Annotated in this window: 22 protein-coding genes and 1 other annotated feature; of the genes, 18 read left to right on the top strand and 4 right to left on the bottom strand. The window is 37.4% G+C overall.

Annotated elements, in window-relative coordinates; all coding sequences use genetic code 11:
* The first annotated feature begins 4 nt into the window (after nucleotides 1–4).
* Complete coding sequence (gene tgt / locus GFJ36_RS22845; protein ID WP_000125362.1) at nucleotides 5–1,144, top strand: tRNA guanosine(34) transglycosylase Tgt; 1,140 nt, start codon at nucleotides 5–7, stop codon at nucleotides 1,142–1,144.
* A 27-nt stretch (nucleotides 1,145–1,171) separates the two neighbouring features.
* Nucleotides 1,172–1,432 carry a preprotein translocase subunit YajC gene (gene yajC, locus GFJ36_RS22840; RefSeq protein WP_001068064.1) on the top strand — a complete coding sequence of 87 codons (261 nt, stop codon included), beginning with the start codon at nucleotides 1,172–1,174 and terminating at the stop codon, nucleotides 1,430–1,432.
* Between the two features lie 36 nt (nucleotides 1,433–1,468).
* On the opposite strand, the gene GFJ36_RS22835 is transcribed toward yajC, so the two are convergent.
* Nucleotides 1,469–1,852 (bottom strand): TIGR04086 family membrane protein, encoded by a 384-nt coding sequence (locus tag GFJ36_RS22835; RefSeq protein ID WP_097889248.1) that lies wholly within the window; start codon nucleotides 1,850–1,852, stop codon nucleotides 1,469–1,471.
* Between the two features lie 103 nt (nucleotides 1,853–1,955).
* On the opposite strand from GFJ36_RS22835, the gene GFJ36_RS22830 reads away from it, so the two are divergent.
* Entirely contained in the window at nucleotides 1,956–2,603 is a 648-nt protein-coding gene (locus GFJ36_RS22830) for a DUF421 domain-containing protein (protein WP_097889249.1), read from the top strand.
* 29 nt (nucleotides 2,604–2,632) lie between these two features.
* On the opposite strand, the gene spoVB is transcribed toward GFJ36_RS22830, so the two are convergent.
* Nucleotides 2,633–4,192 carry a stage V sporulation protein B gene (gene spoVB, locus GFJ36_RS22825; RefSeq protein WP_098230319.1) on the bottom strand — a complete coding sequence of 520 codons (1,560 nt, stop codon included), beginning with the start codon at nucleotides 4,190–4,192 and terminating at the stop codon, nucleotides 2,633–2,635.
* 186 nt (nucleotides 4,193–4,378) lie between these two features.
* On the opposite strand from spoVB, the gene GFJ36_RS22820 reads away from it, so the two are divergent.
* The 11 genes from GFJ36_RS22820 (at nucleotide 4,379) to GFJ36_RS22775 (ending at nucleotide 19,079) form a co-directional block, all read left to right on the top strand.
* Nucleotides 4,379–4,663: a post-transcriptional regulator gene (locus GFJ36_RS22820; protein WP_000890214.1), complete on the top strand. Its 285-nt coding sequence runs from the start codon at nucleotides 4,379–4,381 to the stop codon at nucleotides 4,661–4,663.
* A 270-nt stretch (nucleotides 4,664–4,933) separates the two neighbouring features.
* Nucleotides 4,934–7,198 (top strand): protein translocase subunit SecDF, encoded by a 2,265-nt coding sequence (gene secDF / locus GFJ36_RS22815; protein WP_088064462.1) that lies wholly within the window; start codon nucleotides 4,934–4,936, stop codon nucleotides 7,196–7,198.
* A gap of 156 nt (nucleotides 7,199–7,354) precedes the next feature.
* Nucleotides 7,355–8,248: a cation diffusion facilitator family transporter gene (locus GFJ36_RS22810; RefSeq protein ID WP_048541414.1), complete on the top strand. Its 894-nt coding sequence runs from the start codon at nucleotides 7,355–7,357 to the stop codon at nucleotides 8,246–8,248.
* A 101-nt stretch (nucleotides 8,249–8,349) separates the two neighbouring features.
* Entirely contained in the window at nucleotides 8,350–10,689 is a 2,340-nt protein-coding gene (recJ, locus tag GFJ36_RS22805) for a single-stranded-DNA-specific exonuclease RecJ (protein WP_098117638.1), read from the top strand.
* Nucleotides 10,690–10,736: 47 nt separating this feature from the next.
* Complete coding sequence (locus tag GFJ36_RS22800) at nucleotides 10,737–11,249, top strand: adenine phosphoribosyltransferase (RefSeq protein ID WP_000346221.1); 513 nt, start codon at nucleotides 10,737–10,739, stop codon at nucleotides 11,247–11,249.
* A gap of 210 nt (nucleotides 11,250–11,459) precedes the next feature.
* Complete coding sequence (gene relA / locus GFJ36_RS22795) at nucleotides 11,460–13,643, top strand: GTP diphosphokinase (RefSeq protein ID WP_001262796.1); 2,184 nt, start codon at nucleotides 11,460–11,462, stop codon at nucleotides 13,641–13,643.
* Between the two features lie 17 nt (nucleotides 13,644–13,660).
* Nucleotides 13,661–14,101, top strand: a complete 441-nt coding sequence (locus GFJ36_RS22790) for a D-tyrosyl-tRNA(Tyr) deacylase (RefSeq protein ID WP_001266955.1) — start codon at nucleotides 13,661–13,663, stop codon at nucleotides 14,099–14,101.
* A 269-nt stretch (nucleotides 14,102–14,370) separates the two neighbouring features.
* Nucleotides 14,371–14,547 carry a hypothetical protein gene (locus GFJ36_RS29220; protein WP_001242605.1) on the top strand — a complete coding sequence of 59 codons (177 nt, stop codon included), beginning with the start codon at nucleotides 14,371–14,373 and terminating at the stop codon, nucleotides 14,545–14,547.
* A gap of 54 nt (nucleotides 14,548–14,601) precedes the next feature.
* Nucleotides 14,602–14,832, top strand: a binding site (T-box leader).
* Nucleotides 14,833–14,901: 69 nt separating this feature from the next.
* Nucleotides 14,902–16,173 (top strand): histidine--tRNA ligase, encoded by a 1,272-nt coding sequence (gene hisS, locus GFJ36_RS22785; RefSeq protein ID WP_000027073.1) that lies wholly within the window; start codon nucleotides 14,902–14,904, stop codon nucleotides 16,171–16,173.
* Nucleotides 16,174–16,185: 12 nt separating this feature from the next.
* Nucleotides 16,186–17,961 carry an aspartate--tRNA ligase gene (gene aspS / locus GFJ36_RS22780; protein WP_046958824.1) on the top strand — a complete coding sequence of 592 codons (1,776 nt, stop codon included), beginning with the start codon at nucleotides 16,186–16,188 and terminating at the stop codon, nucleotides 17,959–17,961.
* A 350-nt stretch (nucleotides 17,962–18,311) separates the two neighbouring features.
* Nucleotides 18,312–19,079, top strand: a complete 768-nt coding sequence (locus tag GFJ36_RS22775) for a tRNA threonylcarbamoyladenosine dehydratase (RefSeq protein WP_000903181.1) — start codon at nucleotides 18,312–18,314, stop codon at nucleotides 19,077–19,079.
* 429 nt (nucleotides 19,080–19,508) lie between these two features.
* Here GFJ36_RS22775 and GFJ36_RS22770 read toward each other — a convergent pair whose 3' ends face one another.
* Together GFJ36_RS22770 and GFJ36_RS22765 are read right to left on the bottom strand one after the other, a co-directional pair.
* Nucleotides 19,509–20,150 carry an RsfA family transcriptional regulator gene (locus tag GFJ36_RS22770; protein WP_088064459.1) on the bottom strand — a complete coding sequence of 214 codons (642 nt, stop codon included), beginning with the start codon at nucleotides 20,148–20,150 and terminating at the stop codon, nucleotides 19,509–19,511.
* A 37-nt stretch (nucleotides 20,151–20,187) separates the two neighbouring features.
* On the bottom strand, nucleotides 20,188–21,474 hold the full coding sequence (locus tag GFJ36_RS22765; RefSeq protein ID WP_000812941.1) for a replication-associated recombination protein A: 1,287 nt from the start codon (nucleotides 21,472–21,474) through the stop codon (nucleotides 20,188–20,190).
* 292 nt (nucleotides 21,475–21,766) lie between these two features.
* Here GFJ36_RS22765 and cymR point away from each other — a divergent pair, with 292 nt between their 5' ends.
* The 4 genes from cymR to GFJ36_RS22745 all read left to right on the top strand — a co-directional run bounded on the left by cymR (nucleotide 21,767) and on the right by GFJ36_RS22745 (nucleotide 25,266).
* The gene (gene cymR / locus GFJ36_RS22760) at nucleotides 21,767–22,183 is read left to right on the top strand and encodes a cysteine metabolism transcriptional regulator CymR (protein ID WP_000704116.1); all 417 of its coding nucleotides are present in this window, start codon (nucleotides 21,767–21,769) and stop codon (nucleotides 22,181–22,183) included.
* A 35-nt stretch (nucleotides 22,184–22,218) separates the two neighbouring features.
* Complete coding sequence (locus GFJ36_RS22755) at nucleotides 22,219–23,364, top strand: cysteine desulfurase family protein (RefSeq protein ID WP_157349739.1); 1,146 nt, start codon at nucleotides 22,219–22,221, stop codon at nucleotides 23,362–23,364.
* 16 nt (nucleotides 23,365–23,380) lie between these two features.
* Nucleotides 23,381–24,496 (top strand): tRNA 2-thiouridine(34) synthase MnmA, encoded by a 1,116-nt coding sequence (gene mnmA / locus GFJ36_RS22750; protein WP_001038022.1) that lies wholly within the window; start codon nucleotides 23,381–23,383, stop codon nucleotides 24,494–24,496.
* Between the two features lie 110 nt (nucleotides 24,497–24,606).
* Nucleotides 24,607–25,266: a tetratricopeptide repeat protein gene (locus tag GFJ36_RS22745; protein ID WP_000066396.1), complete on the top strand. Its 660-nt coding sequence runs from the start codon at nucleotides 24,607–24,609 to the stop codon at nucleotides 25,264–25,266.
* Nucleotides 25,267–25,308: the final 42 nt, after the last annotated feature.

Below are 25,308 nucleotides of genomic sequence, written 5' to 3'. Positions count from 1 at the left end.
AATTATGACAGCAATTCGTTATGAATTTATTAAAACTTGTAAACAAACAGGTGCCCGTTTAGGACGTGTACATACGCCGCACGGTTCATTTGATACACCAACATTTATGCCAGTTGGTACACTTGCAACAGTTAAGACAATGTCACCAGAAGAATTAAAAGCAATGGATTCTGGCATTATTTTAAGTAATACGTATCATTTATGGCTACGCCCAGGTCACGAAATTATTCGTGAAGCAGGTGGTTTGCATAAATTTATGAACTGGGATCGTGCGATCTTAACGGACTCTGGTGGTTTCCAAGTATTCAGTTTAAGTGACTTCCGTCGTATTGAAGAGGAAGGCGTTCACTTCCGTAACCACTTAAATGGAGATAAATTATTCTTATCACCAGAAAAAGCGATGGAAATTCAAAATGCATTAGGATCGGATATTATGATGGCATTTGATGAGTGTCCACCTTTCCCGGCTACTTTTGAATATATGAAGAAATCTGTAGAACGTACAAGCCGCTGGGCAGAACGTTGTTTAAAAGCGCATGAACGTCCACAAGATCAAGGTTTATTCGGTATTGTACAAGGCGGAGAGTTCGAAGAGCTTCGTCGTCAAAGTGCAAAAGACCTTGTTTCAATGGACTTCCCTGGTTACGCTGTAGGTGGTTTATCTGTAGGTGAACCGAAAGATATTATGAACCGTGTACTTGAGTTTACAACACCACTTCTTCCAGATAATAAGCCACGTTACTTAATGGGAGTAGGTTCTCCTGACTCGTTAATCGATGGTGCAATTCGTGGTATTGATATGTTTGACTGCGTACTTCCAACTCGTATCGCTCGAAATGGTACATGTATGACAAGTGAAGGCCGTCTAGTTGTAAAAAATGCGAAATTTGCAAGAGACTTCGGTCCGCTTGATCCAAATTGTGATTGCTATACATGTAAAAATTACTCTCGTGCGTACATTCGTCACTTAATGAAATGTGATGAAACGTTTGGAATTCGTTTAACGTCTTATCACAACCTTCATTTTCTGTTAAACTTAATGGAGCAGGTGAGACAAGCTATTCGTGAAGACCGTCTTGGCGATTTCCGCGAAGAATTCTTTGAACAGTATGGCTTTAATAAACCGAATGCTAAAAACTTCTAATACATAATTTAAAAGGAGGAACAAAAGATGAATCCAGGTATGATGAATATCGTTATGATCGTTGCGATGTTTGCGATTTTCTATTTCTTATTAATTCGCCCGCAACAAAAGCGTCAAAAAGCAGTTGCTCAAATGCAAAATGAGTTAGCAAAAGGTGATGCTATCGTAACAATCGGTGGTTTACACGGTACAATCGAATCAGTAGATGAGACGAAAATCGTTATTAAATCTGGTGGTTCACACTTAACTTTCGATCGTAATGCGATTCGTGAAGTTGTGAAAAACTAATGAGAAAGGCCCTGCATGAAATGTGCAGGGCCTTTTTTAGTTGTTTTGTTTTGACATATTTACCCCGAAAATACCACCGAGTGTACTCGCGCCCATTAATGCTAATTGATAAAGTAACTGGGAGTTCGATAAAGTTTGAGAGAAGCCTAAATAGTTAACTAGAAAAACAAGTATAGCGAATGTAAGACCTGTTGTGAAACCTACTAGCCAACCTTTCCCTTGTGCTTTTTTGCCGGCAGTAAATCCGGATATAAGCATAGATAAAAGAGCTAGTATAAAAATAGTAACGGCTAATGTCTCTTCAGTCATATCTGTAAACTTTAATAAAAGAGCCATAACCATGCTAATAATTGATGCAAAAATTAATAAGGTAATGATACCAAAGCCGATTGCGGTTGATAATCTTTTCGTTCCATCCATTTATACATTCCCCCTTTTTAATACAAGCATATTTTCTTTTTGCCCAAGTTAGACTAGTTTATTTTTTATAGGGGAGTCTATACGTAAAAAAGGAGATGTAGAAATGGAATGGGTATCAATCATTGGCCGGACGATGCTTTTGTATATCATCATATTAATTATTTTTCGTCTTATGGGTAAACGTGAAATTGGAGAGTTAAGTGTATTAGATTTAGTCGTATTCATTATGCTTGGGGAAATGGCTGTAGTCGCAATTGAAAATACCGATAAATCACTTTGGCACCAATTAGTTCCGATGACTTTTCTTATGTGTATACAGATTATTTTGTCAGTCATTTCATTAAAGTTTCAACGAATTCGGCATTTAATAGAAGGTGAGCCGGCTATTCTTGTAAATGCGGGGAAAATTGATGAAAAGAAGATGAGAAAGCAGCGTTATAATATAGATGATTTATTGATGCAATTAAGGGAGCAAGGAGTTGGAGATATCCGAGATGTAGAATACGCTATTTTAGAACCATCTGGGAAGTTATCTGTCTTTCAAAAACAAAAAGGTAAACAGGATACATTGCAGTTTACTCTTCCTCTTATTATTGATGGAGAAATTCAATTGAATCATTTACAAATGATTGAACATACAGACGAATGGCTCATTGGAAAATTAAAAAACTTAGGTTATAACGATATCACACAAATTTTATACTGCAGCTTTCAAAACGGACAATTTTTTGTTGATTTGAAAGAAAACTAGAGGCTTACTATATGAAATAGTAAGCCCGTTTACTTCAAAAATGAAAGTTTTCGAATGATTGGAAGTCGACTCAACTCTTCTTTTCGAATGAGTTTGAAAGTGAAGAGGAGGATAATATAAACGATTGTTGTTAAAGTGATTTCCCATAATGTTTGTACGCCGAGTGAATGAGAGAAAATTATATATTTATGAAGGTAAAAACCGAAAGCGCCTGCAATACCGATATCAAGTCCGCCGAAAATGTAGTCTTTTGCGTAAATGGTAAATGTAATTTTCTTTAAAACAGTAGCGTAATGAAGGAATGTTACCGTCACTATATTTGCTGCAATTGCAAGGGCAACCCCCATCATTTGAAAATCTGGCCTTGAAGCTAGTACAAAAATAACGATTAATTTCACGATGGCGCCAATAAATGTATTCATCATTGCAGCTCTTGCTAAGTTTAAAGCTTGTAAAACAGAGGTAAGTGGACTTTGAAAGTAATGAAATAAAAAGCAAGGTGCAAGAAGCTGGATAAATGCTGTTGCACTATCCGATCCATACATAAGAGTTAAAATAGGAGAAGCGAATACGTATAATATAACGACTGACCACCCACCAGTAATTAATGAGATCCGAAGAGCTTGTTGGAGGCGGTGTTCCACTAATTTATGCTGTCTTTTAGCCATCGCTTCACTAATAGATGGAACGAGTGCTGTAGAAAGAGCGTATGTAATAAAGGCTGGCAGTGATAGAAGTGGGAATGCATAACCGTTTAATATACCGTATTGCTGGGTTGCGACAGAGGCAGCAACTCCCGCAATCGCTAAGCTTTGCATAACAACGATAGGTTCAAAAAAATATGAAACGGAACCGATTAAACGACTTCCTGTAGTTGGAAGAGCAATATCCATAAGAGAATAAAATGTACCCTTGCTCTCCTTTACAGTAGTGAAAAATCCAGAGCGTATAGATAAATGTTTTTCGCGCTGGAATAAAATGAGTAAAAATAATAACGATGCAACTTCACCGAGAACGGCTGATAACATAGCGCCAGCTGCAGCATATTCTACACCGTAAGGTAAAAATAACTGAATGCATATAGCGATAATTGTAATGCGGACAACTTGTTCTATAACTTGAGCATAAGCGCTAGGTTTCATATTTTGTTTCCCTTGGAAATAACCGCGTAAAACAGAAGAAACAGCAATAACAGGAACGACAGGTAAAATAGCCATTAATGGATAGTACGTTCGTTCATCAGTTAATAATGTTTTTGCTAAAATAGGTGTGAGGAGCATAATTCCAATTGTTAAAATGATACTAATAACGGATGTAACAGCTAATGATACTGTTAATATTTTTTTAACTCTTTGTTTATCGTTCACAGCTTCCGCTTCTGCTACAAATTTTGCGATTGCGACAGGAAGGCCGATTTGTGTTAATGTAATTGCTAGAATGAATGTAGGAACGGCCATCATATAAAGGCCAACACCTTCTTCCCCTAAAATACGTGCCATTACAATCCGGTTAATAAATCCAAGGATTTTGGTAATAAATCCGGCTATCATTAAAATAAATGCGCCTTTTAAAAAGCTTTGTCTCGTCATGGTCTTCTCCTACCTTCTCAAAATCAGTGGAATGATTTACAATAATTTATATGCACGTATGAGACAAGAATGACAAGCATTTAAGAGAGTGAAGTATGAGAGTGCTCTTGAAAGTAGTTATTGCTGTCCATTAGAGCGGGATTAAAAGCGACTTTTCGTGCTGAAATAAGAAGGAGATGTTTATGTATGTTAGAAAAAGAGGCTTTGGTAGAATCATACCGCGGACAGTTACAAGTCGTTTTAGAAAGCAAAGTAGAAGAGTTTCACATGTTCGGTTATGACCGAGTAACAGATGATGATATTTGGAAGTTTCTTAAAGTGAAGAAGTGGAAAAAAATAAACGGTGATGTTAGATTATATGAATTAGTAAATGATGTATTAAGAGTAAGTACTAATGAATATATGAATTATTTAACTGTTGAAGCATATCAAGCGCCACTTTGGTCATTTGATGAATATGAAAATAAATAACCGACTGCAATTGGTTTGTTCTTCCTTTTGCAGTATAATGATAGGTATTGATAATGAGGAAATAATTATGTCTAAGATTATATATAAAGGGGGTAGTGAAGAGAAAAAATAAATAATGAAAGTGTAGGTATTGTGAAAAACTTACCGACACAGCTAGTGATGAACTAGCAAAATTATAGAAAGGAAGTCTACTAACTAGGCGTATGCACACGTGTAAAAGTAAATCGTAAGAGATTTATTTAAAGTGTTAGTAGCAGAAAGAGGGTACATATGGCAAAGCGTGGTACGAGAATTGCCGCCTTTTTCCTCATCGTTTTATTAATCGGTGGAGTAATTGGTGCGGCAGGAAAAGACATAGCAAAAGGAATTAGTCTAGGACTAGACCTTCGCGGTGGTTTTGAAATTCTATATGAAGTAAAACCAGCCAAAAAAGGTGATAAAATCGATCGAGACGTACTTGTAAGTACAGTAGGCGCTCTTGAAAATCGTGTCAATGTTCTCGGTGTAAGTGAGCCGAACATTCAAATCGAAGGGCAAGATCGAATTCGCGTACAGCTTGCTGGTGTACAAGATCAGCAAAAAGCACGTGAAATGTTATCAACACAAGCGAAATTAACATTCCGTGATGTAGATGACAACCTTCTTATGGACGGAACGGATTTAAAAGGCGGCGGAGCGAAGCAAACATTTGATGACCAAGGCCGTGCGAGCGTAGGTCTTACACTAAAGAGCGCTGAAAAATTCCGTGAAGTAACTGAAAAAATTTCAAAAATGCCACCACCAACGAATTTAATGGTAATTTGGCTTGATTTTGAAGAAGGAAAAGATTCGTACAAAGCAGAATCTGCAAAACCGAATCCAAAGTTCTTATCAGCAGCAACAGTAGACCAAGTATTTAACCAAGCTGAAGTATCTATCGTAGGTGGAAACTTCACAGTTGAAAGTGCGAAACAACTTTCATCTTTATTAAATGCAGGTGCACTTCCTGTTGATTTAAAAGAAATGTATTCAACATCTGTTGGAGCGAAGTTTGGTCAACAAGCGTTAGAGCAAACAATTTTCGCTAGTGCGATTGGTATCGCTCTTATTTTCTTATTTATGCTTGTATTCTACCGTTTACCAGGAATTGTAGCGGTTATTATGTTAGGTTTATACATTTTCGTTACATTACTTGTCTTTAACTGGATGCATGCAGTTCTTACGTTGCCAGGTATTGCGGCGTTAGTGCTCGGGGTAGGTATCGCAGTTGATGCGAATATTATTACGTACGAGAGACTGAAAGAAGAGCTGAAAATTGGTAAGTCAATGATGTCAGCATTTCGTGCGGGTAACCATCGTTCATTAGCAACAATTCTAGATGCGAACATTACGACACTTGCAGCAGCTGGTGTGTTATTTGTTTATGGTAATAGCTCTGTAAAAGGATTCGCAACAAGTTTAATCGTAAGTATTTTAGTTGGTTTCGTTACGAACGTATTCGGTACTCGTTTCTTACTAGGATTACTTGTAAAGAGCCGTTACTTCGATAAAAAACCAGCATACTTTGGTGTGAAACAAAAGGATATTATTCCATTAACAAAAGGTGTAGTACATCCACCGACAAGATTTGATCGTATTAACTTCGTAAATATCGGTCATAAATTCCTTGTTTTCTCGATTGTAGTTGTAATTGCAGGTGCAATTATTTTACCAATTTTCAAATTGAATCTTGGTATTGATTTTGCGAGTGGTACACGTATCGACTTGCAATCAAAACAATCAGTTACTGTATCAGATGTTCATAAAGATTTTAAAGAATTGAACATTGATGTGAAGGAAGAAAATATTGTACCTACTGGAGATGACAATAAAGGTTTCGCCGTTCGTACTTTAGGTGTTCTATCAAAAGATGAAATTGCGAAAACAAAAACATTCTTCCATGATAAATACGGTACAGATCCAAACGTAAGTACAGTTTCACCGACAATCGGTAAAGAGATTGCACGAAATGCATTTATCGCAGTATTAATTGCTTCTGCGGTTATCATTTTATACGTAAGTATTCGATTCCGATTTACGTACGCATTATCTGCAGTGCTTGCATTATTACATGATGCGTTCGTTATGATTGTTATATTTAGTATTTTCCAATTAGAGGTAGACTTAACGTTTATCGCTGCGGTATTAACAATTATCGGTTATTCTATTAATGACTCGATTGTTACATTTGATAGAAACCGTGAATTATACAAACAGAAAAAACGAGTTCGCGATATAAAAGACTTAGAAGAAATCGTAAATGCAAGTATTCGCCAAACGCTTGGTCGTTCAATTAACACCGTATTAACAGTGTTATTCCCAGTAATTGCGTTACTTATCTTCGGTAGTGAGTCACTACGTAACTTCTCGTTTGCGTTACTTGTTGGATTAGTTGTAGGTACGTACTCTTCTGTTTTCGTTGCTTCTCAAATTTGGTTAATGCTTGAAAACCGTCGTTTGAAAAAGGGAAAAAATAAGAAAAAGGTTGAGAAAGTAGAATCTGAACCGCAAGTATAAAAAAGATGATGTCTCTTTATGAGGCATCTCTTTTTTCGTTTGTGGATACAATAAGATAGCAACTTTTTAACAGAAGGGATATGGGAAAAACTGGTGTTGTTATCGCTGTTTTTGTTACAATAAAAAGATAGGTTAAGAAAAGAAGGGATTTTAATTATGGAAAAAGATGAACGTTTTAAACAGGCCGAGTTTGGTGCTATTGTCGGGATCGTTGGTAATATTATATTAGCGATTGTAAAGGCGGTAATTGGTTATATTGGGAACAGTAAAGCGCTATTAGCGGATGCCGTGCATTCTGCATCAGATGTAATTGGTTCACTAGCTGTATTGTTTGGATTGCGAGCAGCGAAGCAACCGCCCGATGAAGATCACCCGTACGGTCATGGTAAAGCGGAATCGATTTCAGCGATTATTGTTGCAGTATTATTATTTATTGTGGGAATCGAGATAGCGATTTCGTCTATAAAAGCTTTTTCGCAGGAACTAGAACCACCGAAGGGAATTACGATTTTTGCTGTTGTTCTTTCAATTATCGTGAAAGAAGGAATGTTTCAATATAAATTCCGATTAGGGAAGAGGGTAAATAGTGATGCAATTATTGCAAATGCATATGAACATCGTTCGGATGTATTTTCTTCAATTGCAGCTTTAATCGGTATTTGTGCAGCGATTATTGGTGGTAAGCTCGGGTTAGATTGGCTTGTATATGCCGATCCAATTGCAGGATTATTTGTTTCACTTCTTGTTGCAAAAATGGCATGGAGTATTGGGGCAGAAGCAATTCATGCAACGCTTGATCATGTTCTTCATGAGGAAGATGTTGTTCCGCTTAGAGAAGCAGTACTTCAAATAGACGGTGTGAAAAAAATCGGTTCTTTATATGCAAGGGAGCATGGTCATTACGTTATTGTCGATATTAAAGTTTCTGTAGATCCATACATTACTGTAGAAGAAGGGCACCGCATTGGAAAGCATGTGAAAGAAACGCTTATGGAACAAGATAACGTACAAAATGTGTTTGTACATATAAATCCGTATTCTCCAAATTAAACATTATTAACATTTTAGTATATAGATATTGCAGCGTAGTTTGCATTATATTGTCACCCCTTAATCTGTCTTGTATAATGAACAGGTTAAGGGGTGATTTCGTGTTACAACCGAAGACGCGTTGGAAAGAAAAAGAATATAATGACGAGCGAGTGAGTGAATTAGCAAGTAAATTAAAATTATCACCACTTGTCGTTTCGTTATTCCTCGGTAGAGGACTAGATACAGAAGATAAGATTTTAGATTTTTTAAATACAGAAAATCAAGAATTTCATGATCCATTTTTATTAGAAGGAATGGATAGAACGGTAGAACGTGTCAATAAGGCGATTCAAAATGGAGAGCAAATATTAATATTTGGTGACTACGATGCGGACGGAGTAAGTAGTACGACTGTGTTATATCTTGCTTTGCAAGAATTAGGTGCAAATGTAGAATTTTATATCCCAAACCGTTTCACAGAAGGTTATGGACCAAACGAAGAAGCATTTCGTTGGGCGCATAGCGCAGGATTCTCACTAATTATTACTGTCGATACTGGTATCGCAGCAGTACATGAAGCGAAGGTAGCGAAGGAGCTTGGAATAGATCTTATTATTACAGATCACCATGAGCCACCACCAGAATTGCCAGAAGCACTTGCGATTATTCATCCGAAATTAGATGGCGGTGTATATCCGTTTCACTATTTAGCTGGTGTAGGTGTTGCATTTAAAGTTGCGCATGCACTACTGGGTCGTGTACCAGAACATTTATTAGAAATTGCAGTAATTGGTACAGTAGCCGATTTAGTGTCACTTCATGGTGAGAATAGATTGCTAGTGAAGCGCGGTTTAAAACATATGCGCATGACGAAAAATATCGGACTAAAGGCGCTATTTAAAGTTGCTAACGTTTCGCAAAGTGAAATTACAGAAGAGAGCATTGGATTCTCACTCGCACCACGTATTAATGCAGTTGGCCGTTTAGAAGATGCTACGCCGGCTGTACATCTTTTATTATCAGATGATCCAGAAGAAGCAAAAGAGCTAGCTGAAGAAATTGATGAGCTGAACAAACTGCGAAAAGATATTGTAAAGCAAATTACAGAAGAAGCTATCGCTGAAGTGGAAAATAATTTCCCGCCAGAAGACAATAAAGTACTAGTACTGGCAAAAGAAGGCTGGAATCCAGGTGTAATTGGAATTGTCGCATCTAAATTAGTGGAACGTTTTTATCGTCCAACGATTGTATTATGCATTGATCCTGTAAAAGAAACAGCAAAAGGTTCAGCACGTAGTATTGCAGGATTTGATTTGTTTGCAAACTTGTCAGATTGTAGAGAGTTATTGCCACACTTCGGAGGGCATCCGATGGCAGCGGGAATGACGCTACATATGAATGATGTAGATGAATTGCGCCGCCGCTTAAATGAACAAGCAGAGGTAATTTTAACAGAAGAAGATTTTATTCCAATTACAGCTGTTGATGTCTTTTGTAAAGTGGAGGATGTAACACTGGCAGCAATTGAAGACATGCAAAAATTAGCGCCATTTGGTGTTGGAAATCCAAAACCGCGTATTGCAGTGAAGGATGCAGAGTTAGAAAGTATTCGTGCAATCGGATCAGATGGCTCTCATTTGAAAATGGCTCTTCGCGATGGACAAGCGACACTGGATACAATCGGATTTGGATTTGGTGCGTATGCGAAAGAAATTTCTCCAGTTGCAAAGGTATCTGTAATAGGGGAAGCATCTATCAATGAATGGAATAATTTTAAGAAGCCGCAATTAATGGTACAAGATATTGCTGTAGAGGCGTGGCAATTATTTGATTGGCGTAGTATGCGTAACGTAGAAGCGAATGTATCAGAACTTCCGAAAGAAAAAATAACGATGGTGTATTTTTCTGAAGAGGTATTGAATAAATTTTCTTTAGAAGACTTTAAAGAGCATATAATGCATGCATCAGAAGTAACTCATTTAGACGATCAATACATCGTGTTACTTGATTTGCCAAAAGGAACAGATGAATTACGAGATTTATTTAAAGTGGGGTTCCCGTCGCGAATTTATACGCTATTTTATCAAGAGAATAATCATTTATTTAGTACTGTTCCAACGAGGGAACATTTTAAATGGTATTATTCGTTCTTGAGCCAAAAAGCACCATTTTCTTTAAGACAATATGGAGAACAACTATGTCGACATAAAGGTTGGTCAAAAGATACAGTAAATTTCATGACACAGGTGTTTTTTGAGTTAGAATTTGTTACAATAAAAGATGGCGTCATTTTTATGGCAGACAAAAAACAAAAGCGTGATTTAATTGAATCGAACACATATCGTGAGAAAATGAACCACTTACAATTAGAAAAAGAATTGGTTTATAGCACATATCAGCAACTATATACATGGTTTGAAACGATTCGTAATCATAAAGAAGTAGAACAGTTAGGGTAAAGGATTTGTATTTACAAACCTTTTAGATCTGAGGAGGATTCAGAAATATGGATTTCAAGCAACATATCGCAATTGTACCGGATTATCCAAAAGAAGGTATTGTATTTAAAGACATTACACCGTTAATGAACGATGGTAAAGCATACAAAGCAGCAACAGATGCAATCGTTGAGTATGCAAAGAAAAGAGATATTGACGTTGTAGTAGGGCCAGAAGCACGTGGCTTTATTATCGGTTGCCCAGTTTCTTATGCGTTAGAAGTAGGTTTTGCACCAGTTCGTAAATTAGGGAAATTACCACGTGAAGTAATTACAGTTGACTACGGTAAAGAATATGGTAAAGATGTTTTAACAATCCATAAAGATGCAATTAAGCCAGGTCAACGCGTATTAATTACAGATGATCTATTAGCTACAGGTGGAACAATTGAAGCGACAATTAAGCTAGTTGAAGAACTTGGCGGAGTTGTAGCAGGAATTGCATTCTTAGTAGAGCTTACTTACTTAGATGGTCGTAAAATGTTAGATGGTTACGATGTATTAGTATTAGAAAAATACTAATCACTATATAGGTAAAACTACGGTGATAAAAAGTACCCGTGAATCTCTTGGAGAGGAGCGGGTACTTTTGTATAATTGCACAAAAAAATAAGGTGAAATGTCAGTAAAATCTTTTCCTTTTCACAATTCACAATCATTAGGTTATAATGATAGAATATAATTTATTCTACTTAATTAAGATAAAGTCAATTTTCAATAAAAGGTGATTCGATGGCAAATGAGCAGGTACTAACAGCTGAACAGGTACTCGAGAAAGCAAGTCAATATTTAGCAGATGAAGATATTGAGCTAGTGGCACGTGCCTATGAATATGCACGTGATGCGCATAGCGAACAATACAGAAAATCGGGTGAACCGTACATTATTCATCCAATTCAAGTTGCAGGTATTTTAGTTGATTTACACATGGATCCAGCTACAGTATCAGCAGGTTTCTTACATGATGTAGTGGAAGATACAGAAATTACATTAGAAGATATTGAACGGGAATTTAATAAAGAAATTGCTATGCTTGTCGATGGTGTAACAAAGCTCGGAAAGATTAAATATAAATCTCATGAGCAACAACAAGCAGAAAACCATCGCAAAATGTTTATTGCAATGGCTCAAGATATTCGAGTTATTTTAATTAAACTAGCTGATCGTCTTCATAACATGCGTACATTGAAACATTTGCCTCAAGAGAAGCAGCGTCGCATTGCAAATGAAACGTTAGAAATCTTTGCACCTTTAGCACATAGACTCGGAATTAGTACTATTAAATGGGAGCTAGAGGATACGTCACTTCGCTATTTAAATCCACAGCAATACTATCGTATTGTAAATTTAATGAAGCGTAAACGTGCAGAGCGTGAAGAATATTTAGACGAAGTAATGACTGGTATTCGTGAGAAATTAAAAGAAGTTGCAATTCAACCTGAGATTTCTGGAAGACCAAAGCATATTTACAGTATTTATCGTAAAATGGCACTGCAAAATAAACAGTTCAATGAAATTTACGATTTATTAGCTGTACGTGTCGTTGTAAATAGTATTAAAGATTGTTATGCGGTACTTGGAATTATTCATACGTGCTGGAAGCCGATGCCAGGTCGTTTTAAAGATTATATTGCGATGCCGAAAGCAAATCTATATCAATCTCTTCATACGACTGTAATTGGGCCGAAAGGTGATCCGCTTGAAGTGCAAATTCGTACGAAAGAAATGCATGAGATTGCAGAATTCGGGATCGCGGCGCACTGGGCGTATAAAGAAGGAAAAACAGCAGAAACAACAGGTACATTAGAGAAGAAACTTACATGGTTCCGTCAAATATTAGAATGGCAAAATGAAGCTTCTAATGCAGAAGAGTTTATGGAGTCATTAAAAATTGATTTATTCTCTGACATGGTATTCGTCTTTACACCGAAAGGCGACGTAATGGAATTGCCACTTGGATCTGTTCCGATTGACTTTTCGTATCGTGTCCATTCGGAGATTGGAAATAAAACAATTGGTGCAAAAGTAAACGGCAAAATGGTGACGCTTGATTATAAATTAAAAACTGGTGACATCATTGAAATTTTAACATCGAAACATTCGTATGGGCCAAGTCAAGACTGGGTGAAACTTGCTCAAACATCTCATGCGAAAAACAAAATACGTCAATTCTTTAAGAAGCAACGTAGAGATGAAAATATTGAAAAAGGCCGTGAACTTGTTGAAAAAGAAGTGCGTAGCCTAGAGTATGAGATGAAAGAAGTGTTAGCTCCTGACAATTTAAAACGTGTTGCCGAGAAGTTCAATTTTGCAAATGAAGAAGATATGTTTGCAGCAGTTGGATATAGCGGGATTACAGCGTCGCAAATTGTTACGCGACTAACGGACAAATTCCGTAAGCAACGTGAAGAAGAAGAAATCGTTGAAGTTAAAGAAGTTCGTAAACCGATGAAAATTCGAAAATGGGATTCTGGCGTTAAAGTAAGTGGTGCGGATAATTTATTAATTCGTTTATCAAAATGCTGTAACCCAGTACCAGGTGATGATATCGTTGGGTATATTACGAAAGGCCGAGGTGTATCGATTCACCGCCGTGATTGTGTAAATGTTCATACAGAAGAAGCTATAGAACGTTTATTGGAAGTAGAGTGGGAAGGTAGTCCTGAAAAAGAAATTGAGTATAACGTTGATATTGAAATTTCAGGTTACGATCGCCGTGGCTTATTAAATGAAGTATTACAAGCTGTTACAGAGACGAAAACGTATATTTCGGCAGTTTCTGGTAGAAGTGACCGTAATAAGATGGCGACAATTAATATGTCAATCTCTATTCGTAACTTACAGCACTTGAAAAAAGTAGTAGAACGCATTAAACGTGTTCCAGAAATTTATGCAGTACGACGCATGATGCATTAATAGGGAGTGTAGAAAAGATGAGAGTTGTTTTACAACGATCAAAAGAAGCGTCTGTCACAGTAGACGGTGAGATCGTAGGACAAATTCCGTTCGGTTTAACATTACTAGTTGGCATTACGCATGAAGATACAGAAAAAGATGCAACTTACATTGCAGAAAAAATTGCGAACTTACGTATTTTTGAAGATGAGAGTGGAAAGATGAACCATTCTGTACTTGATGTAGAAGGACAAGTTCTATCAATTTCGCAATTCACATTATACGGAGATTGTCGCAAGGGAAGACGTCCCAACTTTATGGATGCTGCCAAACCTGATTATGCAGAGCGTTTATATGATTTCTTTAATGAGGAAGTTCGTAAGCAAGGATTGCATGTAGAAACAGGGAAGTTCGGAGCAATGATGGATGTTTCTTTAATCAATGATGGTCCGGTGACCTTAATTGTGGATAGTAAATAGTGTTGCTTAAAAAAGAGGGGATTATATAATCCCTTCTTTTTTATACATTGTTGTATGTTTTGTTCATTTATCTCGCTATTTGTGGGAGATCCACTGCCCGTCGAAGCCTGATTAGTGAGGGCTAATAATGAGTGGCGATGGACAAAACCCTTATTCATTAAAGTTTTACTTTATTTGGAATTAATAGCTGTTTCAGTTATGTATAACTCTTTCATCAATATGGAACAATAAAAAGTAAAACATCTATATTGAATGTGAGGGATATACGTATGCGTATGAACGAAAAAGGGCATTCTGTTACAAATGGTGCAAATCAACTGTTTAACGTAAATTTTCATGATTTTATTTCAAAAGAGCAAAACAATACTTCAATGGAACTTGCTTCTGAGTTTGGGATTTCTCTTCAAGATGTAAAGCGTCTAAAGAAGCAGATTGAACGCTCTTAGAGTACTTGACAATCCTACTCAACAAACGTATAGTAATTTTATATTTACATATGAATATAACCGTTGATAGAGAAGAGTAAATGAGACACACATGGAAAGAGAAGAAATGTCTTAGGCTGAAAACATTTCTGCATGATGACTGATTGAATGACACTCTAGAGGTTTCAACTTGAACGGCATATATGCTTAGTAGGGATGAACGCACATTTAAGCGTTATTAAAAAAGTGGAAGCATACGTGCTTCAATTAGGGTGGCACCACGGGTATAATACTCTCGTCCCTACTGTTCAAACAGTAGAGGCGGGAGTTTTTTTATTTTTATTAAGATTAAAACAATTTGAGGAGGAACTGAATATGTCTATTCAAATCCCACGCGGAACGCAAGATATTCTTCCAGGTAGCGTTGAGTTATGGCAGTATATCGAAGGGCAAGCACGCGAAATTTGCCGTCGTTACAACTATAAAGAAATTCGTACACCAATTTTTGAACACACTGAGCTATTTTTACGTGGTGTTGGTGATACGACAGATATCGTACAAAAAGAAATGTACTCATTCCAAGATCGTGGAGAGCGCAGTTTAACATTACGTCCAGAAGGTACTGCACCTGTTGTACGTTCTTACGTTGAAAACAAAATGTTCGGTGATGCAACACAACCAACGAAATTATACTATATTGGTCAAATGTTCCGTTACGAAAGACCACAAGCAGGTCGCTATCGTCAATTCGTACAATTCGGTATTGAAGCAATCGGTAGTAACGATCCTGCGATTGATGCAGAAGTAATTGCACTTGCTGTAGAGTTTTACCGCGGCATGGGCTTAAAAAATATTAAAGTTGTATTAAACAGCTTAGGTGATGCGGCGAGCCGTCAAGCGCACCGTGATGCGTTAATCGCACACTTCGAGCCACGTATCGGTGAGTTCTGTTCTGACTGCCAATCTCGTTTAGAAAAGAATCCTCTTCGTATTTTAGATTGTAAGAAGGACCGTAACCATGAATTAATGGGAACAGCACCATCTATTACAGAATACTTAAACGAAGATTCAGCAGTATACTACGACAAAGTTCAAGAACTATTAACGATGATGGATGTTCCATTTGAAAAAGATCCGAACTTAGTACGTGGTTTAGACTACTACCAACACACTGTTTTTGAAATTATGAGTGAGGCAGAAGGTTTCGGTGCTATCACTACATTAAGCGGTGGTGGACGTTATAACGGGCTTGTACAAGAAATCGGTGGACCAGAAATGCCAGGTATCGGTTTTGCGATGAGTATCGAACGTTTAATTATGGCGCTAAAAGCTGAAAACATCGAATTACCAATTGAACATAGTATTGATTGCTACGTTGTAGCGCTTGGTGAAAAAGCGAAAGACCATGCTGCGAAAGTTGCGTTTGATCTTCGTAAAGCTGGATTATCAGTTGAAAAAGATTATTTAGACCGTAAAATGAAAGCACAATTTAAATCAGCAGATCGTCTAAAGGCGAAATTTGTAGCTGTATTAGGGGAAGATGAGCTAGATAAAGGCATCATTAACTTAAAAGATATGGCAACAGGGGAACAAGAAGAAGTAGCATTAGATGTATTTGCTTCATACGTAGCAGAGAAATTAATATAGGGGGAACTTACAGTGGCTGAAAGAACACATGCATGTGGAAAAGTAACAGTAGAAGCAGTTGGACAAACAGTTCAATTAAAAGGTTGGGTACAAAAACGCCGTGATTTAGGTGGATTAATCTTTATCGACTTACGTGACCGTACAGGTATCGTGCAAGTTGTATTTAACCCAGAAACATCAAAAGAAGCGTTAGAAATAGCAGAAACTATTCGTAGTGAATACGTATTGCACGTAGAAGGTACAGTTGTTGAGCGTGGTGAAGGCGCAATTAATGACAATATGGCAACGGGTCGTATTGAAGTACAAGCAACGAAAGTAAACGTATTAAATGCAGCAAAAACAACGCCAATCATTATTGCTGATGATACAGATGCATCAGAAGATGTGCGTTTAAAATATCGTTATTTAGACTTACGTCGTCCTGCAATGTTTAACACATTCAAAATGCGTCACGACGTAACGAAAACAATTCGTAACTTCTTAGACACAGAAGAGTTCTTAGAAGTGGAAACACCAATTTTAACGAAGAGTACACCAGAAGGAGCTCGTGACTATTTAGTACCAAGTCGTGTACATGATGGTGAATTCTATGCGTTACCACAGTCTCCACAATTATTTAAACAGCTTCTTATGGTCGGCGGATTTGAGCGTTACTATCAAGTAGCACGTTGTTTCCGTGACGAAGATTTACGTGCAGACCGTCAACCAGAATTCACGCAAATCGATATCGAAGCTTCATTCTTAACACAAGATGAAATTTTAGATATGATGGAGCGCATGATGACGAAAGTTATGAAGGATGCAAAAGGTGTAGAAGTGAGTGCACCATTCCCTCGTATGAAATATGCTGATGCAATGGCTCGTTACGGTTCTGATAAGCCAGATACACGCTTTGAAATGGAACTAACAGACCTATCTGAATTTGCAGTAGGTTGTGGTTTTAAAGTATTTACAAGTGCTGTAGAAAGCGGCGGACAAGTAAAAGCAATTAATGCAAAAGGTGCTGCGAGCAAATACTCTCGTAAAGATATCGATGCATTAACTGAATTCGTAAAAGTATACGGTGCAAAAGGTCTAGCTTGGCTTAAAGTGGAAGAGGACGGCTTAAAAGGACCGATTGCGAAATTCTTCGGTGAAGAAGAAGCAAACGCGTTAATGGCTACATTAGAAGCTACTGCTGGCGACTTATTACTATTCGTAGCAGATAAGAAGAGCGTTGTTGCAGATAGCTTAGGTGCACTTCGTTTACGTCTAGGTAAAGAGCTTGAGTTAATTGACGAAAGTAAATTTAACTTCCTATGGGTAACGGATTGGCCACTTCTTGAGTACGATGAAGATGCAGATCGTTACTTCGCAGCTCACCACCCATTCACAATGCCATTCCGTGAAGATGTTGAGTTATTAGAAACGGCACCAGAAAAAGCACGTGCACAAGCATATGACCTTGTATTAAATGGTTATGAGCTTGGCGGTGGATCACTTCGTATTTACGAGCGTGACGTACAAGAAAAAATGTTCAAAGCACTTGGATTCTCACAAGAAGAAGCACAAGAGCAATTCGGATTCTTATTAGAAGCATTCGAATACGGTACTCCACCACACGGTGGTATCGCATTAGGTTTAGACCGTCTTGTTATGTTACTTGCAGGCCGTACGAACCTTCGTGATACAATTGCATTTCCGAAAACAGCAAGCGCAAGCTGCTTATTAACAGAAGCTCCAAGCCCAGTAGCAGAAGCACAGCTTGAAGAGTTAAACTTAAAATTAAGCTTAAAAGAAGAAAAGTAAGAATAAAGTCTAGATGGTTATACTATAGCCGTCTAGACTTTTTTTGAGAGGTTGTTTAAAAAGTCCGGTTTAGATAACTGTCGCATCTCATCGTTACGTATGCTAGTCCGGTGCTTGAGTAGTACTCCTACACTGCGCTCCTCCTAGCATACGTGCCTCGATTTGCTCGGTTCTCTAAATCCTCCTTTTTAAGGGTATATTGAAAGGGTTGTTTAAAAAGTCCGGTTTACACTATGTTTTTATTCTCGAAATATGTATTTTTAGGAATTCTATAACTTTTTCTATACAAATAGTCGGAAAAACGCTAGAATACATGATAGACCATTTTTGTAATAGGAGTGTAGAGCTGAATGTTACATCAATTTTCACGTAATGAATTAGCCTTTGGTAAAGAAGGACTTGAAATATTAAAAAATAGTACAGTCGGTATTTTAGGAATTGGCGGCGTAGGGTCATTTTCGGCAGAGGCGTTAGCACGTTCTGGCGTAGGACGTCTCGTATTAGTCGATAAAGACGTTGTAGATATTACAAACGTAAACCGTCAAATTCACGCGTTAGTATCTACTGTAGGACGTTCAAAAGTAGAATTAATGAAAGAGCGTATCGCAGACATTAATCCAGAGTGTGAAGTAATTGGACTAGAAATGTTTTATACTGATGAAACATATGAAGAGTTCTTCAAACATGGATTGGATTTCGTAGTAGATGCATCTGATACGATTACGTTCAAAATTCATTTAATTAAACAATGCTTACGTCGAAAAATTAAAATTATCTCATGCATGGGTGCAGCAAATAAAATGGACCCAACTCGTTTCCGTATTGCGGACATCTCTAAAACACATACAGATCCAATTGCGAAAGTAATTCGTACGAAGCTTCGTAAAGATGGTATTAAAAAAGGTGTAAAAGTTGTCTTCTCTGACGAAAACCCAATCGTAATTCGTGAAGAAGTACGTAAAGAAATCGTACCAGACGAAAATGCAAAAATTCGTAAAGCGAAATTACCACCTTCATCAAATGCATTCGTACCATCTGTGGCAGGCCTAATCATGGCAAGTCACGTTGTACGTGAACGTATTAAAAACGTTGAAGTGAAGCGTGTAGGGCAAGAATAAAAAGAAAGCATATATCCGTCAAGGGTATATGCTTTTTCTATTATGTTTTAAAGAATTGCATATATTTGCAATACTAATAATTCGAATGTAAGTAATCCTAATAAAGAATAATCGTATTTATCCGACTTATAGGCGGAAGTCTTTTTTAAACTCTTAATGGTAAAAAGGCCTAATATTAGAACGAGAATACCGAGTGTTATTTTGAAGACTATTAATGAAATAGCAACCATCTCCTTTCAAACATATATCTTTATAGTAACATTTAAGTAAGTAATATCCAATTATTCCCTGGTGTTTCCTTGTGTGAACTTGAGGTCTATTGTTGTCAATTTTTTCTATAAATCTATATAATTATATTCACAAATATTATTTTTACCGAAGAAAAAAAGATGCCACACAGTCAGAAACCCCGACTAGGTGACATCCTTTTTAATTTTCTGCAGAATAAATAATATCTAAATTTCCATTTTGATCTGTTTTGAAAATTGGAGCGATCTGTTCCTCTTGTTCTTCAACCGAAACGAGTTTTCGAGCACGGTCCATAATTCTAACAAGCATTGCATAATCTTCTTCGATTGCTTGTTGTTTTTTTGAGAGTACCGCTAATTTTGCTTCCAGTTCATGATTCGTTTTTTTCAAAGTCGTGAGCTGAGCTTGTAATACTTCATTTTCAGTTTGTAACTTTGCGAGTGAAGGGTTGGTATGCTCTAAGTTTTGCAAAAACGAGATGACATGTTGCATTGTAAGATTCTGTTTGTTTGGCATAATATCTTCTGAAAACTCGGCATCAATTACGAGTTGTTTCGTTTGCGTGAAATGCTCTTTTTCTATTTTAGCTTCAGAGCGTTTTAATTCTTTACGTTGTTTTTTTGCAAGTTGCACCGCATCTTCGTAATTCGGTCTTACTTCAGCATTCCATCTAAATCCGCAAGCTGCGGAAGTGCGGTTCAATGTATCGCCGACTTCATCGAATGCTTTTATTTGTGTGCTACCGCTGCGAATATGTCGTAAAACAGTTTCTGCTAAAAGGAGATCGTCTTCTTTTGTCCATGCATCTTGACGTGTTTTCATAAGCGAAGCCTCCATAATGGTGACGTTTTCGCTTAGGTTACCCTTTATTTTTCGTTTTATTCGAACTTTGTAATCTTTCATATACAGTAGAAAGTGCTTGCTCAAATTTCCCTGTCGTTTTCGGTTTATAATATTGTTTGTTTTTTATTTTATCAGGTAAGTATTGTTGTTGTACCCATCCATTTGGATGGTCGTGTGGATACAAGTATCCAATGCCTCTTCCAAGTGATTCTGCGCCTTTGTAATGACTATCTTTTAAATGACTTGGAATGTCGCCTGTTTGACCGTTACGTAAATCGTGTAATGCAGTATCAAGTGCTTTGTAAGCTGAGTTTGATTTTGGTGATAAGCAAAGCTCGATAACAGCATTTGCAAGTGGTATGCGTGCCTCCGGGAATCCAACTCGTTCCGCTGATTCTATAGCTGCTAGTGTACGCGGTCCGGCTTGTGGGCTAGCAAGTCCGATATCTTCATATGCCATAATAAGAAGACGTCTACCAATGCTTTGTAAATCACCAGCTTCAATAAGACGTGCTAAATAATGAAGTGCTGCATTTACATCACTTCCGCGCACCGATTTTTGAAATGCCGATAATACGTCATAATGAGCATCTCCACCTTTGTCGTGAACGAAGCTCTTTTTTTGCAAGCATTCTTCTGCAATTTCTAGCGTAATTACCGCAGCTTTTTCGTCCGTTGTAAAGCTAGATAAAACAGCTAGTTCAAGTGCATTATAAGCAGAACGCATATCTCCACCAGATGCATTTGCAAAGTGATGTAATGCTTCCGGCGTAACCGTTACATCATATTCCCCAAGACCTTTTTCTTTATCTTCAAGTGCTCGTTTTAAGCCAATTAAAAGATCATCTTCTGTTAATGCGTGTAATTCGAAGATTTGACAACGACTTCGAATAGCAGAATTAATAGCATGGAACGGATTACTCGTTGTTGCACCGATTAAGGTAAGGAGTCCGCTTTCTAAATGAGGTAATAGAAAATCCTGTTTTGCTTTATCTAGACGGTGTACTTCATCTAAAATTAAAACGAGGTGTCGATGCATCTTTGCTTCTTGTACAACAACTTCCATATCTTTTTTATTATGAGTAACAGCGTTTAATAGGCGAAAAGGGGTTCCAGTACTTCCTGCAATTGCGCTCGCAATGGATGTTTTTCCTGTGCCTGGAGGGCCGTATAAAATCATAGATTGAAAATGATTTGCTTGGACCATTCGCCATAAAATTTTTCCTTCACCAACTAAATGTTGTTGTCCGATAATTTCTTGAATATTTGTAGGGCGCATTCGATGTGCGAGTGGCTGTTTCATTTTTACCGTCTCCCTTAATGTATAATCTCTTTCTATCGTATCATTTTTTTTAGTGGAATTTGAAATAGGATGCTGTTTTGTGGGAAAAATGAATATAAATATTTTCATTTTTCTTTCAATTGTAATAATTTCCGAGTTTTTCAATGTGATTTTATGTTATCATTTTGATACACAAGTTGAAATTTCTTATAATACTATATTATGCTATAATTTCATAGGATTTTAAATTGTGTTCTTTTATAAATAAGATATAACCAATAGAAGTGAAAATTTGAAAAGAGGTGCAAAATAGATGAAGATTTCAACGAAAGGCCGCTACGGCTTAACAATTATGATCGATCTTGCAAAAAAGTTTGGTGAAGGTCCAATTTCCTTAAAATCAATTGCGCAGGCACATGATTTATCGGAACATTACTTAGAGCAATTAATTTCACCACTTCGTAACGCTCGTCTAGTAAAGAGTACGCGCGGGGCATATGGCGGATATGTATTGTCTGATCAGCCAGCTAACATTACAGCTGGGGATGTAATCCGTGTATTAGAGGGTCCGATTAGTGTTGTAGAAATGATAGAAGAAGAGGAACCGGCACAACGCCAATTATGGATGCGTGTTCGTGATGCGGTGCAAGAAGTGTTAGATAGTACAACGTTAGAAGATTTAGTACGTTATGAGGAAGAAAATCACGGGGGCTATATGTTTTACATTTAATTCCTTGTGAAACGATTTGGAAAGAAGGAGATTTAATGGAACGCATTTACTTAGATCATGCTGCGACATCTCCGACTCACCCAGAAGTGGTCGAAAAGATGATTCCATATATGACAGAAACATTCGGGAACCCGTCTAGTATTCACTTTTATGGACGTCAAACGCGCCATGCAGTAGATGAGGCGAGACGCGCGGGAGCACGTAGCATTCATGCGAATCCGAATGAAATTATATTTACGAGCGGTGGTACAGAAGCTGATAATTTAGCGCTTATAGGTGTAGCACGTGCGAATCGTCATAAAGGTAACCATATTATAACGACGCGAATTGAACATCATGCAATTTTGCATACGTGTGAATTGTTAGAGCGCGAAGGCTTTGAAGTGACATATTTACCTGTTGATGAAACAGGACGCGTTCAAGTTTCTGACATACAAAATGCATTAACAGAAGAGACGATTCTCGTATCCGTTATGTTTGGGAATAATGAAGTCGGGACGATGCAACCAATCGCGGAAATAGGGAAGTTGCTAAAAGAGCATCAAGCTTATTTTCATACAGATGCGGTACAAGCTTACGGATTAGTAGAAATAGATGTGAAAGAGTTCGGCATTGATTTATTATCGATTTCAGCTCATAAAATTAATGGACCAAAAGGTGTAGGGTTCCTATACGCTGGTGCAAATGTGAAATTTGAACCGTTATTAATAGGCGGGGAGCAAGAAAGAAAACGCCGTGCTGGTACTGAAAATGTACCGAGTATCGTTGGTTTGCAACATGCAATTTTGTTAGCTGAAAAAACTCGTGAGCAAAAAAATGCCCAATATGAAGAGTTTAAAGATATAATGGTATCTGTCTTCAAAAATGAAGACATTACTTTCGAGGTAAACGGAAACTTAGAATATCGCTTACCACATGTGTTTAATATCAGTTTTACAGGAATGAACATTGAACCGTTCCTTGTGAACTTAGATATAGCTGGCATTGCAGTGTCAAGTGGCTCGGCGTGTACAGCTGGTTCGATTGATCCATCACATGTATTAGTAGCGATGTTCGGAAAAGACTCCGATCAAATACGTTCATCCGTACGCTTTAGTTTCGGACTTGGAAATACGAAAGAGCAAATTGAGAAAGCGGCGTACGAAACAGTGAAAATCGTGAAGCGATTAACACAAAATTAGCATGGGAGGTGACATGATGAACAAACTACCTCAAGAAACACGCGTTGTCATTGGGATGTCCGGTGGCGTCGATTCATCTGTAGCAGCTCTTTTATTAAAAGAGCAAGGTTATGATGTAATCGGAATTTTTATGAAAAACTGGGATGATACAGATGAGAATGGTGTCTGCACAGCAACAGAAGATTACAATGATGTAATTGAAGTGTGTAACCAAATTGGCATTCCGTATTATGCAGTAAACTTTGAAAAACAATACTGGGATAAAGTATTTACGTACTTCTTAGATGAGTACCGAGCTGGTCGTACACCAAACCCAGATGTAATGTGTAACAAAGAAATTAAATTTAAAGCATTTTTAGAGCATGCGATTGCGCTTGGTGCTGATTATGTAGCGACAGGTCATTATGCACGCGTTGCTTATATGGACGGCGAATATAAAATGCTTCGCGGCGTTGATGATAATAAAGACCAAACGTATTTCTTGAATCAATTAAGCCAAGAGCAATTATCAAAAACAATGTTCCCATTAGGTGAATTAAAGAAACCGCAAATTCGTGAAATGGCGACAGAAGCTGGTTTAGCGACAGCGGCGAAGAAAGATAGTACTGGTATTTGCTTTATCGGTGAGCGTAATTTTAAAGATTTCTTAAGCAACTATTTACCAGCGCAACCAGGTGTGATGCAAACATTATCTGGTGAAGTGAAAGGGAAGCATGACGGTTTAATGTACTATACAATTGGACAACGTCATGGCCTTGGTATTGGTGGTAACGGTGATCCGTGGTTTGCTGTTGGGAAAAACTTGAAAGAAAACATTTTATATGTTGATCAAGGATTCCATAACGAGCTTCTATATGGTGATGAAGTTATTGCTACGAATATCGGCTGGGTAAGTAATGAAGCGAAAGAAAAAGAATTTAAGTGCACAGCGAAATTCCGTTATCGTCAAGAAGACAATAAAGTAACGGTTCAAATCGTTGATGAAAATACAGTTCGTATTCTTTGTGATGAGCCAATTCGTGCAATTACACCAGGACAAGCAGTTGTTTTCTATGATGGAGATGAGTGCTTAGGCGGTGCTACAATTGATGAAGTATATCGTAGTGGTAAGAAATTGGATTATTTAGGATAAAATGAGAAGCCTCTGCCGATTAGCGGTTAGAGGTTTCTTTTACATAAAGCGAATTTTCGTTCGCTTGGAAAATACATTCTTTGTTATAATTTGTTGTAGAGGTGAAGGACATGTCAAACAAACTTGAAACAGGTATTCAATATATGCAAGAAGGAAACTGGGAAGAAGCTGCTAAAAATTTCACAGAAGCAATCGAAGAAAATCCGAAAGATGCGCTTGGATACATTAATTTTGCGAACTTATTAGATGTACTAGGTGATAGTGAAAGAGCAATTTTATTTTATAAACGTGCATTAGAATTAGATGATAAATCTGCGGCTGCTTATTATGGATTAGGAAATGTATATTACGGTCAAGAGCAATTTGCAGAGGCAAAGGCTGTATTTGAACAAGCGATGCAAGCGGGATTACAATCAGCTGATGTAACATTTATGTTAGGTATTACACATGTGCAGCTTGGAAATGATCGTCTTGCACTTCCATTTTTACAAAGAGCAACAGAATTAGATGAAAACGATGTAGAGGCTGTGTTCCAGTGCGGACTTTGCTTTGCACGTTTAGAACATATTCAAGAGGCGAAACCTTATTTTGAAAAGGTATTAGAAATGGATGAAGAGCATGCAGATGCGTATTATAATTTAGGTGTTGCGTACGTATTTGAAGAAAATAACGAGAAGGCTCTTACTTTATTTAAGAAAGCAACTGAAATTCAGCCAGATCACTTTTTAGCTGGTAATGGTGTTCGTTTATTGGAGCAAGAAGCTGAATAAGATGAAAATATAGTTTAATGGGTAGTTATCCCTCATCTAAAT

The organism is Bacillus sp. EE-W1 (assembly GCF_009760835.1).
Classification (GTDB): Bacteria; Bacillota; Bacilli; order Bacillales; family Bacillaceae_G; genus Bacillus_A; species Bacillus_A wiedmannii.
This window is presented reverse-complemented; position numbering and strand designations above follow the sequence as displayed.

What these genes read in the sequence shown, in the direction of transcription:
- tgt (WP_000125362.1), top strand. Translation starts at nt 5, where the DNA reads ATGACAGCAATTCGTTATGAATTTATTAAAACTTGTAAACAAACAGGT.
- yajC (WP_001068064.1), top strand. Translation starts at nt 1,172, where the DNA reads ATGAATCCAGGTATGATGAATATCGTTATGATCGTTGCGATGTTTGCG.
- GFJ36_RS22835 (WP_097889248.1), bottom strand. Translation starts at nt 1,852, where the DNA reads ATGGATGGAACGAAAAGATTATCAACCGCAATCGGCTTTGGTATCATT.
- GFJ36_RS22830 (WP_097889249.1), top strand. Translation starts at nt 1,956, where the DNA reads ATGGAATGGGTATCAATCATTGGCCGGACGATGCTTTTGTATATCATC.
- spoVB (WP_098230319.1), bottom strand. Translation starts at nt 4,192, where the DNA reads ATGACGAGACAAAGCTTTTTAAAAGGCGCATTTATTTTAATGATAGCC.
- GFJ36_RS22820 (WP_000890214.1), top strand. Translation starts at nt 4,379, where the DNA reads ATGTTAGAAAAAGAGGCTTTGGTAGAATCATACCGCGGACAGTTACAA.
- secDF (WP_088064462.1), top strand. Translation starts at nt 4,934, where the DNA reads ATGGCAAAGCGTGGTACGAGAATTGCCGCCTTTTTCCTCATCGTTTTA.
- GFJ36_RS22810 (WP_048541414.1), top strand. Translation starts at nt 7,355, where the DNA reads ATGGAAAAAGATGAACGTTTTAAACAGGCCGAGTTTGGTGCTATTGTC.
- GFJ36_RS22800 (WP_000346221.1), top strand. Translation starts at nt 10,737, where the DNA reads ATGGATTTCAAGCAACATATCGCAATTGTACCGGATTATCCAAAAGAA.
- relA (WP_001262796.1), top strand. Translation starts at nt 11,460, where the DNA reads ATGGCAAATGAGCAGGTACTAACAGCTGAACAGGTACTCGAGAAAGCA.
- GFJ36_RS22790 (WP_001266955.1), top strand. Translation starts at nt 13,661, where the DNA reads ATGAGAGTTGTTTTACAACGATCAAAAGAAGCGTCTGTCACAGTAGAC.
- GFJ36_RS29220 (WP_001242605.1), top strand. Translation starts at nt 14,371, where the DNA reads ATGCGTATGAACGAAAAAGGGCATTCTGTTACAAATGGTGCAAATCAA.
- hisS (WP_000027073.1), top strand. Translation starts at nt 14,902, where the DNA reads ATGTCTATTCAAATCCCACGCGGAACGCAAGATATTCTTCCAGGTAGC.
- GFJ36_RS22775 (WP_000903181.1), top strand. Translation starts at nt 18,312, where the DNA reads ATGTTACATCAATTTTCACGTAATGAATTAGCCTTTGGTAAAGAAGGA.
- GFJ36_RS22770 (WP_088064459.1), bottom strand. Translation starts at nt 20,150, where the DNA reads ATGAAAACACGTCAAGATGCATGGACAAAAGAAGACGATCTCCTTTTA.
- GFJ36_RS22765 (WP_000812941.1), bottom strand. Translation starts at nt 21,474, where the DNA reads ATGAAACAGCCACTCGCACATCGAATGCGCCCTACAAATATTCAAGAA.
- cymR (WP_000704116.1), top strand. Translation starts at nt 21,767, where the DNA reads ATGAAGATTTCAACGAAAGGCCGCTACGGCTTAACAATTATGATCGAT.
- GFJ36_RS22755 (WP_157349739.1), top strand. Translation starts at nt 22,219, where the DNA reads ATGGAACGCATTTACTTAGATCATGCTGCGACATCTCCGACTCACCCA.
- mnmA (WP_001038022.1), top strand. Translation starts at nt 23,381, where the DNA reads ATGAACAAACTACCTCAAGAAACACGCGTTGTCATTGGGATGTCCGGT.
- GFJ36_RS22745 (WP_000066396.1), top strand. Translation starts at nt 24,607, where the DNA reads ATGTCAAACAAACTTGAAACAGGTATTCAATATATGCAAGAAGGAAAC.